At 57.8% G+C, this 12,502-nt stretch carries 9 protein-coding genes; 2 read left to right on the plus strand and 7 right to left on the minus strand.

Going from position 1 to position 12,502, the window contains the following annotated elements; translation table 11 throughout:
- Positions 1 to 34: 34 nt before the first annotated feature.
- Both C7433_RS09290 and C7433_RS09295 read left to right on the plus strand, forming a co-directional pair.
- Complete coding sequence (locus tag C7433_RS09290; RefSeq protein ID WP_110268065.1) at positions 35 to 460, plus strand: YeeE/YedE family protein; 426 nt, start codon at positions 35 to 37, stop codon at positions 458 to 460.
- 15 nt (positions 461 to 475) lie between these two features.
- Positions 476 to 904 carry a DUF6691 family protein gene (locus C7433_RS09295; protein WP_054634639.1) on the plus strand — a complete coding sequence of 143 codons (429 nt, stop codon included), beginning with the start codon at positions 476 to 478 and terminating at the stop codon, positions 902 to 904.
- A gap of 170 nt (positions 905 to 1,074) precedes the next feature.
- Here the strand turns inward: C7433_RS09295 and C7433_RS09300 are convergent, their stop codons facing one another.
- The 7 genes from C7433_RS09300 to C7433_RS09330 form a co-directional block, all read right to left on the minus strand.
- Positions 1,075 to 2,091 carry a substrate-binding domain-containing protein gene (locus tag C7433_RS09300; RefSeq protein ID WP_033739070.1) on the minus strand — a complete coding sequence of 339 codons (1,017 nt, stop codon included), beginning with the start codon at positions 2,089 to 2,091 and terminating at the stop codon, positions 1,075 to 1,077.
- A gap of 29 nt (positions 2,092 to 2,120) precedes the next feature.
- Positions 2,121 to 3,530, minus strand: coding sequence for a sucrose-6-phosphate hydrolase (locus tag C7433_RS09305; RefSeq protein WP_110268104.1), 1,410 nt, complete (start codon positions 3,528 to 3,530; stop codon positions 2,121 to 2,123).
- Positions 3,530 to 4,900 carry a sucrose-specific PTS transporter subunit IIBC gene (locus C7433_RS09310; RefSeq protein WP_110268066.1) on the minus strand — a complete coding sequence of 457 codons (1,371 nt, stop codon included), beginning with the start codon at positions 4,898 to 4,900 and terminating at the stop codon, positions 3,530 to 3,532. The genes C7433_RS09305 and C7433_RS09310 overlap by 1 nt, the downstream gene beginning before the upstream one ends.
- Before the next feature lie 66 nt (positions 4,901 to 4,966).
- On the minus strand, positions 4,967 to 6,505 hold the full coding sequence (locus C7433_RS09315; protein ID WP_033739066.1) for a carbohydrate porin: 1,539 nt from the start codon (positions 6,503 to 6,505) through the stop codon (positions 4,967 to 4,969).
- A 238-nt stretch (positions 6,506 to 6,743) separates the two neighbouring features.
- Positions 6,744 to 7,988 (minus strand): MFS transporter, encoded by a 1,245-nt coding sequence (locus tag C7433_RS09320; protein WP_110268067.1) that lies wholly within the window; start codon positions 7,986 to 7,988, stop codon positions 6,744 to 6,746.
- A 50-nt stretch (positions 7,989 to 8,038) separates the two neighbouring features.
- Positions 8,039 to 11,125, minus strand: a complete 3,087-nt coding sequence (locus tag C7433_RS09325; protein WP_110268068.1) for a beta-galactosidase — start codon at positions 11,123 to 11,125, stop codon at positions 8,039 to 8,041.
- Positions 11,126 to 11,524: 399 nt separating this feature from the next.
- Entirely contained in the window at positions 11,525 to 12,442 is a 918-nt protein-coding gene (locus tag C7433_RS09330) for an aminoimidazole riboside kinase (RefSeq protein ID WP_033739058.1), read from the minus strand.
- Positions 12,443 to 12,502 lie beyond the last annotated feature (60 nt).

The raw sequence follows: 12,502 nt of genomic DNA on the forward strand, positions 1-12,502 counted from the left end.
GCACGCATTGGCAGATCACAAGGAGTCAACGGTAATGCATATCGATCTGGACCATTTTACGCCGATTCAGAGTCTGGCAGGTGGCCTGCTGATTGGCGCAGCGGCGGGTCTGTTAGTGCTATTTTGTGGCCGCATCGCCGGTATCAGCGGCATTCTGGGCGGCCTGCTGAAACGTCAGTCGGCTGACAAGCCGTGGCGGTTCGCGTTCATTGCGGGCCTGGTGTTGTCACCGCTGGTGTTTCAGTTATTCAGCGCGCTGCCCGCTATCGACATTGACGCCTCATGGAGACGCCTGGTGCTGGCCGGCTTACTGGTGGGCCTGGGCGCGCGCCTGGGCTCGGGCTGTACCAGCGGTCACGGCGTCTGTGGTTTATCGCGACTGTCGCCGCGCTCACTGGTGGCGACACTGGTCTTTATGTTAACCGCCATGCTGACCGTCGGCATGATGGGTCACGGGTAAACATCAGGAGGCACGATGGTCGTTTTATTTTCTCTGCTTAGTGGACTGTTGTTTGGCACGGGCTTGCTCGTCAGCGGCATGGCGAATCCGGCGAAGGTTTTGGGTTTTCTGGACATTACCCGCGCCTGGGATCCCTCTCTGGCGCTGGTGATGGGCGGCGCGATTATCGCCGGGCTGGTAACGTTCTGGCTGGCTTCCCGACGCAAGCGGCCCGTCTTTGAGGAAACGTTTTATCTGCCTGGCAACCGCACACTGGATAAACGGCTCATCAGCGGTGCGGCCCTGTTTGGCATCGGCTGGGGACTGGCGGGCATCTGCCCCGGGCCGGCGCTGGTCCTGCTCGGCGGCGGCGTGCTCAAAGGCATTGTCTTTGTCCTGGCGATGCTGGCAGGCATGCTGCTTTTTGAGTGGCTCGACAGCCGCACGTTATCGCGTGGTAAGTAATCCCGACCGGCCATAATAAAAACGTTCAGATGGCCACATGGCGAAGCACGGCCTGATGCCGTCCCCGTTTCGTGAGCCCTGTCCGTAATCTGGTCCTGATGCAGAAACGGAGTGGCAGCAGCACGGGATCGGTTACCTGAACCACGCTTGTGGCCTGCCGCTGAACCGGATCACCCCGCCAGCGAGGAGCGGTAGCGCAGCCTGGCGGGCAAAACGATCTGCCGCTCCGCCAGGTCCTGCCCCTGAATCATTTGCGTGATGACCGAAAAGCACTCCTGCGCCAGGCGCGGCACATCCTGCTCTACGGTATCGATATGCAGTGACAGCGAGTCATATAAATAGTGATCGTCGAAACTGGCGATATGGATATCACTCTCCAGCAAATGGTGCTGGCTCATGTAGCGCAGAACCCCTTCCAGTAAGCCACAGGCGGCGGTAAACACGGCTTTCGGCGGCCTGCCTAACCGCGCACAGAGCGCGGCAAACATCTCATAGCCGCTGCTGGGGTGGTAGTTGCCCTGGATAATCCATTCCGGTCGCGGCGTGACGCCCGCCCGCGCCAGGCCCTGCATAAAGCCAGCCAGCCGATCTTTCGTCGGTGACAGGCGCGGCTGCCCACCCAGAAAATAAACCTCATCAGGATGCGCGCGCGCCAGACGTTCTACCAGCTCGGCAGTTGGCGTTAGTGAATCCGTTATCACCAGCGGCAAACTGCTGTTATTTACGTGGCGGTCAAACAGCACGACCGGCAGTTGCTCGCTCAGCTTCAGGTAGTCGCTGTCGCTCTGCTGACTGGAGGCGACGATCAAACCATCCACCTGACGCGAGACCAGATTGTTGACCACCAGGGTTTCCTGACTGGCATTTTCATCGGTGCAGGAGATCAGCAGTTGCAGACCCGCTTCACGGCACAGGTTTTCCAGCGCGTGAGAAAACACGGCGAAACCATAGTTGGTGATTTCAGGCACCACCAGCCCCAACGTATGGCTGCGATTTTCACGCAGCAGACGCGCGTGGATGCTGGGCTGATAGTGATGTTGCTGAGCAAGGGCCATGACGCGTTCACGCGTTTCCTGCGCCACGCGCAGTTCTTTACCGCGTCCGTTAAGCACCAGGCTGGCCGTGGCTTTTGACACCCCGGCCAGCGCAGCGATATCACTGATGGTAACGCGCTTTGTTTTTTTCACGACGGTGCTTCGGTTAAGGAAATAAGGGCTTATTCTACCATGCAGGATCGTAACGACCAGTAGCAGGCCGTGACTTCTGCGCTACCGCGCAAGCGTAACTCCGCCGGATGCGTGGGAAAGTAACGGCTACTCATCACGCCTTCTCCGTCATTGATAAAAATCTCTACGCTGGAGTGGTCACACAAAATATGCAGTTTGTGCGCCCGCCCGTTCCAGTGGCGGTAAAGCCATTCGCCGGTTTCCAGACTGCGGCGCGCCAGGCACAATGCATCCGCATGCCAGGTCAGCAGCAGTGAACCGGCGAAATCCAGCGTGATCCCGCCGCCTGATTCCAGCATCAGCTCAAGCCGTTGTGCAGCGAGTAACGGAGCCTGACTGGCGTTGCCGTGATAGCGCTGCGTCTCGCCGCGCAACGCCCGCAGTTCCGCCACCGGTTGCTGGTACAGTTTACCGTCGCGCGCGCTCAGTTCCCGGATACAGGTCATTTGATGAATCCAGCCGAATTTCACGGTAGGCTGATGCATCTCCTCCCCGTCCGGGACGCCCATCCAGCCCACCAGCAGCCGACGGCCATCCTCGGTCAGCGTGGTCTGCGGCGCATAGAATTCAAACCCCGCATCCAGCTCAGTGAACCCCCCGTGCGTATAGCGGGCGTTTTCATAATCCAGCGTGCCGCTGAGACAGGCGCAGGGATGGCTGTTCAGAAAGCGTTTCTCTTCCCGTTCAATGCCCTGAGGACAGCAGATCAAAAACGTCGATTCTCCCAGGGTGAACATGTCCGGGCATTCCCACATATAACCGGCTTCGCCCAGTCCACCCAGACCGCTACCGGCAATTTCGCCGAGGTTTTCCCAGTGGTGCAGATCGCTTCCGCGCAGTAGCAGAACTTTGCCCTTGAGCTGCTTGTCCTGCGCGCCCAGCACCATGTACCAGTGTGCGCCATGACGCCAGACTTTCGGATCACGAACATGGCCGGTGTAGCCCGCCGGCAGGGGAAGCACCGGCCCCAGCTTATCGAATCCCCCGTCAGGGTTCTGCACCGCCAGGCACTGCCAGGCGGTACGGGAGCCGTCGGCAAACTTAACGTTGCCGGTATAACACAGGGTTAAGGTGCCATTATCGTCTACCGCGCTGCCTGAATAGCAGCCGCTCCGGTCGTACTCTTCGTCTGGCAGCAAGGCGACAGGTTCATGCGACCAGTGCAGCAAATCCGCAGAGCGCCAGTGGCCCCAGCATTTATGCTTATGCTCACAGCCCAGGGCGTTCCACTGGTAGAACAGGTGATAGTGCCCGTCGAAATGGATAAACCCATTGGGATCGTTAAGCAGCCCGGTGACCGGTGCCAGGTGCCAGCCCGGATAGTGGCTGTCCTCGCGTGCTTTAGGCTGGCCTTTCATTACCGCCTTCAGCATGGCGGGCAGCAGAGTGTTGTTAGCCATCATTCAGAGTCCGTTTTGTATTTCAGCAGGAAGGCGATCACAAAGGCGACGCTAAAGGCGATAACCATACCAATAATATAATTTAGCAGCGAACTGGCCTGAACGATCGCCATACCGGGCAAGCCCGTCAGGCCCACCGCCGTCATATACACTTTCATCGACACCACCCAGGCACCGCCGATGGCTCCCCCGATCAGGCCGGCGATGAAGGGCTTCATGAAGCGCAGGTTAATACCAAAGATGGCCGCTTCGGTAATGCCCAGCAAGGCAGAAAACGCAGAGGGCAAAGTAATCGCCTTGATTTTGGCATCCTGCGTTTTGAACCACACGGCCAGACATGCGCCGCCCTGTGCCACGTTAGCCATCGCCCATATCGGCAACAGGAAATTGACGCCGATAGATGGGTTACCCAGCAAGCCAGCTTCAATCGCGTGGAAACTGTGATGCACACCAGTAATCACGATAATGGAATACAGCCCGCCAAACAGCAATCCGGCCAGCCAGCCTGCATGGGCAATCAGGGTGCTGAGCACAAAGGAGATACCATCCCCCAATGCGCGCCCGGCCGGGCCAATGATGAGCAGTGCCACAAAGCCAGAGATGATCACCGTCAGGAAGGGCGTCAGGATCAGATCGAGCGCATCCGGGATGATGCGGCGCAGCTGTTTTTCCAGCAGACTCATAAACCACACGGCCAGCAGGACCGGAAAGACCGTGCCCTGGTAGCCAATCATCGCCACTTCGATACCAAAGAAGTTCATGGTATGGAAACCGGCCGCCACGCCCCAGGCATTAGTCAGCGCAGGATGCGTCAGAATACCGCCCAGCGTAGCGCCTAAGAACGGGTTACCACCAAACTCACGGGCCGCCGTAAAGCCAATCAGAATCGGCAGAATGATAAACGCCGCCGAACTGCACATATCCAGCATGATATACAGGGCGTTTTCCGGGTTAACCCAGCCATAGGTTTTGACCATGCCCAGCAGGCCCATCAGCAGGCCGGAGGCAACGATCGCCGGAATAATCGGGACAAAAATATTCGACAGCAACCGGGCGATACGCTGGAAGGGATTGAGCTTACGGGCCGCAATGTCGGCCGCTTCCGATTTACTGGACTCGCTGATGCCCGCTTCCGCCACAAAAGCCGCATAGACTTTGTTGACCACGCCAGTCCCAAAAATGACCTGCAGCTGGCCCGCGTTGCGGAAACAGCCCTTCACACCGTCGATTTTACCAATCGCGGCGGTATCCGCTTTGGCATCCTCGACCAGCACCAGCCGGAGCCGGGTTGCGCAGTGGGCTGCGCTGGCAATATTTTCTTTGCCTCCCAGCAGCGGCAGTAATGCGCGGGAGATTTGTACAAAATCCATAAAAAACCTCTGTGTTGTCGTGTAATGTTGTCAACCCGGTTGAAACGGCCCTACAGGGCCGCCCGGTCAGAACCAGGTTTCCATTTGTACGCCGAAGTTCCATTCACCGCCGGCTTCAAAGCCGCTGCTGCCAAACGCATCGCCGCGCGCATAGTTGTCCAGTCGGTGATCCCAGTCCATCCAGGTGGCGAAAAGGCGAATTTCCGGACGTTTCAGGAATTCCCCTACGTTGCTGGCTTTCAACGTAGGCGCAACGGTCAGTTTGTAGAAGTTACCACTCACTGCGCTACGCTGATTGAAGCCCTCCGGACGCAGATCCATATATTGATAGGTGGCTTCGTACTGCATTTCGAAATTCTCCGTCAGCCCCTGAATCAGGCGCATGTTGGCGGTCGCCCACTGATAGCTGTCGCCTTTGACGTAACGATCTTTACTGCTCTGCGCCAGCACCGCCGGAGCGATATGCCAGCCGCCGCCCAGTGGGGTGATCCCGTAGCTGGCCAGACGCCAGGTATCCGCATCCGGCAGCAATGCGCCGTCGGACCCAATGGCTTTGACCTCTGCACCTAAGCCGTGACCATACAAGAGCGCGGTTTTCGCCGTTCCTTCACGCAGACCATAAAAGCTGTCGTTGTGCAGCCCCACCAGGGCATGCAGACCGGTATTCGCAGCATCGCCTTTCACTTTCAGGCCATTCACGTCCAGCCGATCGTCATTGTCTTTGGCGCGCATACCGCTGAGCATCAGCTGGAACGGGCCGTAATAGTTGTTGGCTGTCAGAATGTAGTTCTGTGCGGTGTTATCGTTGTTTTCGATATCACCAAAGGTGCGCCCGTAGAGCGACAGGTTGCTGTGAGCCTGATCGCTCCACTTCATGTCGTAAATACCGGCACCGGTCCCGGCGAGGAACACGACGTCGGAGTCGATCCAGTGAATATCGAAATTGTCGCGGTCAAAGCGTTTCCCCGCCCAGACGGTGGTGTCTTTGAACGCGCCCGTAAAGGTGGGCAGTTGACCGAGTTCCACAAACGCCTGCCGCAGATTGAGATCGCTACTGGCGGCCGTCCAGTCGTTATAGGTCCGCTGACCGTCGGCCAGCATGGCTTTAAAGCGGGTGGTCGCCCCGTTTTCCAGCGTTTGCTTATGTTCCAGATTCAGTTCGACATAGGTATCCGGTTCGTTGCCTAAGCGCCCGACATGCCCACCGGTTTCCCCTGCCGGCGTCACGGTCGGGCCGCCCTGCGTTTTGGCCGCCGAGCTGTTCATTAATAAGCCAGAACGCGCATAGCCGTGAAATTCAAAGCCCCCGTCATCACTCGCCTTCTGTTCCAGTTTCGCCGTGCGCTGTTCCACCTGGGTGGCAGTGGCCTGGGTTTGCTGTTGTGCGCTGGCAAGCTGCTGGGCCTGTTTTTCTGCTGAAGCGGCCTGTTTTTCTGCGGCGTTTGCGCGACGTTCGGCGGCGTCAGCACGCTGCTCAGCCGCCTGCAGGCGCTTTTCCAGCGCGGCCAGCCGGGCTTCGATACTGCTCATGCTCGGTTCCGCAGCCAGAGCCGGGCCTGCGCAGAGCAACAATCCAACGGTTGCAGCAAGTCTCTTTTTTCTCATCGTTTTGCCATTCCAGAAAGGTTCAGGTCGTGGTGTTGTCATTTTGCTAAACCGGTTTAGGTTTTGGATAATATTGATCGCCGGATTTCCAGGCAAAGCAATTTGCTAAACCGTTTTTATGATTGTGAGTCAGTTCGCAAAACGACACGATGTGGTGGGAAAGGAAGCGGCAAAAAGCGGGGAGCGCGGACAAAGCAATGGGCAGTCTCCTGCCCAGTGTTAAGGGGATAATTGTGCGTCAGACAGGCTGCCGACGTAACGCTGTCAGCGGCCCTGGCCCGCTGAGCGTGAAGACGGAAAGCAGCGTGAAGGCCAGTGCAATACAGCCCAGCACCAGATACGCGCCCTGGAAGCCAATGCTTTCGTACATATTGCCCGCCAGTACCGACATAAAAATCATCGCTAACTGCTTAAAGAAGCAGAAGCACACCAGATAAATCGTGGCGGAGAAGCGCACCTCAAACTGGCTGGTGATGTATTTAAAACAGCCGACGATCAGGAAAGGGATCTCAAACATATGTAATGTTTTCAGGATCACCACCTCCACCGCCGTGGTGGCAAAAGAGGAGCCCATAATGCGCACAGACATGATCATGCCCGCCAGCAACAAGGCATTTTTGCCGCCGATACGGTTAACGATGAGCGGCGCAAAAAACATGATGCAGGCGTTCAGCAATTCGCCCAGCGTGGTGACGTAACCAAAAACGCGCGTGCCCTGCTCACCCGACATAAAGAACGAGGTAAAGAAGTTGGCGAACTGCTGATCAAATACATCGTACGTACAGGAAACGCCCACAACATATAGCGACAAAAACCACAGTTTGGGTTGCTTAAACAGCTCCAGTGCCAGCTTCAGACTGAATGCGGACTGGTTCGCCCCCACGGCCTGCGCCACCGTGGCAGATGAGGAATTGCTGGTGCGTGAAAAGAACAGCAGCAGCGCCAGGATCACGGCACAGCCAGAGCCTAACCAGAAAACAAACTGGTTATTAATGGTGAACATGATGCCGACGATAGAGGCGCACAGTGCCCAGCCAACGCAGCCAAACATTCGGGCCCGGCCAAATTCAAAATGGCTGCGGCGACTGACTTTCTCAATATAAGCTTCAATTGCAGGTGCCCCCGCATTGTAGATAAAGCCCAGATAAATACCGCCCACAACCGAACCCGCCAGAATATTCACCTGCAGGAGCGGGCCAAATACATAAATAAAGAAAGGGGCGAACATCACCAGCATGCCGGTGATCACCCATAACAGGTGTTTGCGCAGCCCGAGCTTGTCGGACAGCAGCCCAAACAGCGGCTGGAACAGTAACGAAAACAACGAAATACTGGCGAAGATAATGCCGGTGTCCCCTTTGCTGATGTGATTAATATCATGCAGCCAGATGGGGAAGAACGGGAAATAGGCACCCATGATGAAAAAGTAAAAGAAGAAGAAAAGGCCAAACAACCAAAAGTTAGTATTTTTTAAATAGTACATAGCGGACTTCCTTATGCGAGAGTCAGGCAGGCCGGAGCCTGCCCGCTAAGTTACTTTTGTTGCCCCCAGGTAAACTGGTAGCCATAACGTCCGGCACTAAGCAGGAATTCAGGGGAAACCGACGGACTCCAGGAGTCATCGCCGCCGACGCCCATATGGAAGCCATCAATGTTGAGCCAGGTGCCTGCTTCAGGCTGCAAAAGGTGACGGTGGCGGGTGTCCATCAGCTGTTTCTGGCTGTAGCGGCTGATGTTGAACTGAAAATCACCGCGCCACTGATGGACACCGTACCGCAGTTCACGCGTGCCACAGCGCAGGCCGTTCTCGGTGGGGAAGACATACGGCGTGTACATGTCGTCCAGCGATAAATCCCAGCGATCAAAACAGGCCGCGGTCAGGCGATCCGGGTAGTTTTCATGGGGACCCAGACCTAACCAATTCACCCGATCAGCCACCTCCGCTAACTGGCAACACATCCCGATGCGGGCCGGATACGGCGTATCGCGGGCGACCTCGACATTGACCGTCACCTGCATCTCACCAAAGCCATCGATACGGTATGTTTTGCGGCTGACAAACAGGGTCTTGCCCTGGAACTGCCAGGCATGCGCGGTGGTAATCAGTACGGCATCGGTGAGCGTTTCCGCGCTGCACTGCAGGGTGATAACGTCCGCCTGGTAATGCCCCGCCGCTTTCCAGCGCTCAACCCAGGCGTTGGGATCGATACGGGTGGCCTCGCTGACACCGATATCGTTATCCAGTGGCGCGCGGGTGAACTGGTCCGTCAGCGGCGACAGTAACTGTGCTTTTTCATCAATCCAGTACTGCGTCAGGACGCCCTGCTCCCGACTGAACGCCCAGCACTGGTTATTCACCACCACGCTAAAGCGGTCTTCGCTGCGCTCAAGCACCGGGGCGCTGGCGGCCACAGGCGCAGGCGCGATATCAAGAATCGTCTCCAGCGGCCACTGCTGCCAGGCACTGATGTGTCCGGCTTCGGACCAGGCGGTAGGTTGCGGCTGCTCTACGCGCACCGTTAACCACAATTGCCCTGCGGATTCTGGCAGTGGCATGGCGGGCAGGGTAATACGCTGACGGCCCTGCGGTGCGATGTCGAGCGTGACCTCACCTGTCGCCAGCAGATTACCGTCCTGGGCCACGGACCAGTGCAGAATTTCATTGTCACTATGGCGGAACAGGTATTCGCTGGTGACCTCCAGCGTGCGCTCACTGCCGGGCAGCAGGCTGAACTGGAAGAACTGCTGTGCGTGGCGCGCTTCATACAGCGACGGATGCGGCGTCCGGTCGGCAAAAACCAGCCCGTTCATGCAGAACTGACGGTCGTTGGGCGTATCGCCAAAGTCACCGCCATAAGCGGACCAGGCTTCGCCGTTCTCATCGTACCGAATTAAAGACTGATCGACCCAGTCCCAGACAAAACCGCCCTGCAGGCGGGGATACTGACGGAAGGCCTGCCAGTACTTCGCATAGCCGCCCAGGCTGTTGCCCATCGCATGGGCGTATTCACACAGAATCAGCGGCCGCTGCTCGCCCGGCATCGACAGCCATTTCTTAATCGACCATTTTGGCACCGCCGGGAACGGCTGGTCCTGATCGACGCGCGCATACATCGGGCAAATAATGTCAGTGGCCGCCGTGTTGGCGCCGCCGCCCTCATACTGCACCGGACGGGACGGATCTTCGCTTTTCAGCCAGCGATAGAGCGCATCATGGTTGGCCCCATGGCCTGATTCATTGCCCAGAGACCAGATAATAATGCAGGGGTGATTGCGGTCACGCTGCACCATGCGCGTAACGCGCTGGCTCATCGCGGGCAGCCAGGCCGGATCGTCACTCAGGCGATTCATCGGCACCATGCCGTGGGTTTCGATATTGGCTTCATCCACCACATACAGCCCGTAATAATCACACAGGCTGTACCACAGAGGATGATTGGGATAATGGGAGCAGCGCACGGCGTTAAAGTTATTCTGCTTCATCAGCAGAATGTCCTGCACCATCGTATCGCGATCCATCACCTGGCCGTGGACAGGATGGTGCTCATGACGGTTGGTGCCGCGGATAAGCAGTGGCTGGCCATTGAGTAACAACAGGCCGTTCTCAATACTGACGTGACGGAATCCCACATCGCAGGCTTCCGCTTCAATCAGCGTGCCATCCGCCCGGTGCAACTGCACCACCGCCCGATAGAGATGCGGCGTTTCCGCGCTCCAGAGCGCAGGATTGTTCACGCGGAGGGACAGCGTTGTCCGATCGTTCCAGGCGCCGCGCTCGTCAACGATCGCACTGCCCAGTGGCGATGTCGCTTCCCCCACCAATTCACTGCCTGCAAAGAGCTGTATGCTCACCTGTAAGTCGTCATCCAGCATGCCGGCGACGCGCACCTCGGCGTCCAGCCGGGCACGACTGAAATCGTCATTGAAATGCGTGCGGATACGCAGATCGCGGATATGGGTGGCCGGTTTGTGCAGCAGGGTGACATCGCGGAAAATGCCGCTCATGCGCCACATGTCCTGATCTTCCAGGTAGCTGCCATCGCTCCAGCGTAACACCATGACGGCAAGACGGTTTTCACCCCTGACCAGGTACTCCGTCAGATCATACTCCGAGGGCAGACGACTGTCCTGACCATAGCCAACCCAGCGGCCGTTGCACCACACATTAAACGCTGAATTCACACCGTCGAATACCACTCGGGTTTGTCCTGACACCAGCCACCCGGCATCCACATTAAATGTGAGCGAATAACATCCTGTGGGGTTTTCAGCGGGAACGAAGGGGGGATTTACCGGGATGGGATAGGTGACATTGGTATAGATGGGAACATCATAACCCTGCATCTGCCATACCGACGGCACGGCTATCGGCGCGGCCTCGGCCAGATCCTGCGTCCGCCAGCTCTCCGGTACGGCCTCGGGCGCGGTGAAATAAGCAAATTGCCACTCGCCATTCAGACACTGGACGTGCGCTGACTGATGCTTCTCACGCGCTGCTTCTGCACTGCGCCAGCTGCAAAAAGGGGGATGGGCTTCAAGCCGGTTACGTTCGCTGATGCCAGGGTTTTCCCAGTCGCGCCGGGCCAGTACGGCAGCCAGTGAATCTCTCTCCAGGGCCATGTTACTCTCCTGCGTAAAATTGTTATCCGCTCACATAAAATGACATTACGAGCCAGGTCAGCGGTTGTAAAGCAGGGAAAGGCGAATGAGTGAACTGCCTCACAGCAAAGCGCATTCGGGCATAACGTAGCGTCGGGGGCCTGGCGAAGCAGGACAAAGCGGGCGCGGTCAGGCAACGTCGAAGCCGTCACAGGTCAGTGAAATCAGCCGGGAAACTGATAAGGCCAGCGCAACGCGGTGAAATGATACGGCAGGAGAAGGGGGGCAGGTTCGGGTGCGTAATCCGTCGTGGTCGCCAGGGTGACGGAACGCGCGCATCTGGGCGTTCCGCCAACGGTCACCTGCCCCGTATGGGTTCTGCTGCCCGCCGGGCGGGCCTGCGCGCGGCGACAGTGGGCATTAGCCCGCAATCTGATGACGATAGGGCAGCGCCGTCATCGCGCCTTTGGCGGTCGTCGCCAGTGCGCCACATTGCTGAGCGCTGGTTAAGCATGCCGCCAGCTCCGTTTCATTGGTGGGCAGGCCTTTTTCTGCCAGTCCCCACAATAACCCCGCGACAAAAGCGTCACCGGCACCGGTGGTGTCCACGCTCACCACGGGCAACGTGGGATAGTGATAATGCTGACCCTGGTGCCAGACTTTTACGCCGGCTTTGCCCTGGGTGACCATCAGCAGACTGATCGCATAGCGTTCTGCCAGCATCTGCAGGCTGTCACCGCCCTGCGTCTCTTCGGTCAGAAAGGCCAGCTCTTCCTCCGACAGCTTGACCACATCTGCCCGTTGCAGCGCGCGGTTCACACAGTCACGTAACTGCGCGTCATCGCGCCACAGGTCGTGACGAATGTTGGGATCAAAGCTGACATATCCCCCGGCTTCGCTTATCCGCTGCATCGCCGTAAAGGTCGTGGAACGGGACGGTTCGGCGGCCAGCGCAATGGAACAGCAGTGAAGCCACTCGCCCGGCTGAAACGGCGGCAGATCGCCTTGTTCAAGAAACAGGTCTGCGCTGGGCCGGACCATGAAGGTAAAAGAGCGTTCGCCCTCATGGTCGAGCGCGACCACGACCGTTGACGTGCGATGCGCGCTGTCCAGCGTCATATACGCCGTCTCAACCTGCTCACTGGCCAGCGTTTGCTGCATAAAATGGCCAAAGGGATCGTCCCCGACCCGGCCGATAAATCCGCTCTTGCCCTGCAAGCGGGCAATGCCGACGGCCACATTGGCGGGCGCGCCGCCTGCACACTGAATTAAATGCCCCGGTCCGTCCGGAAGCAGGTCCACCACGGCGTCACCCAGACACCAGACTCGCGCTGTCATCGTTATCTCCTGCTCAGCTATAGCTAAATTTTACTAAACCGTTTTAGCATAGCAATGCTC

The organism is Pantoea sp. PNA 03-3, assembly GCF_003201175.1.
In the GTDB taxonomy this organism is placed as follows: Bacteria; Pseudomonadota; Gammaproteobacteria; order Enterobacterales; family Enterobacteriaceae; genus Pantoea; species Pantoea stewartii.

Bases quoted from the DNA above. Each gene is read 5' to 3' on its own strand.
- C7433_RS09290 (WP_110268065.1), top strand. From the start codon at position 35: ATGCATATCGATCTGGACCATTTTACGCCGATTCAGAGTCTGGCAGGT.
- C7433_RS09295 (WP_054634639.1), top strand. From the start codon at position 476: ATGGTCGTTTTATTTTCTCTGCTTAGTGGACTGTTGTTTGGCACGGGC.
- C7433_RS09305 (WP_110268104.1), bottom strand. From the start codon at position 3,530: ATGGCTAACAACACTCTGCTGCCCGCCATGCTGAAGGCGGTAATGAAA.
- C7433_RS09310 (WP_110268066.1), bottom strand. From the start codon at position 4,900: ATGGATTTTGTACAAATCTCCCGCGCATTACTGCCGCTGCTGGGAGGC.
- C7433_RS09315 (WP_033739066.1), bottom strand. From the start codon at position 6,505: ATGAGAAAAAAGAGACTTGCTGCAACCGTTGGATTGTTGCTCTGCGCA.
- C7433_RS09320 (WP_110268067.1), bottom strand. From the start codon at position 7,988: ATGTACTATTTAAAAAATACTAACTTTTGGTTGTTTGGCCTTTTCTTC.
- C7433_RS09325 (WP_110268068.1), bottom strand. From the start codon at position 11,125: ATGGCCCTGGAGAGAGATTCACTGGCTGCCGTACTGGCCCGGCGCGAC.
- C7433_RS09330 (WP_033739058.1), bottom strand. From the start codon at position 12,442: ATGACAGCGCGAGTCTGGTGTCTGGGTGACGCCGTGGTGGACCTGCTT.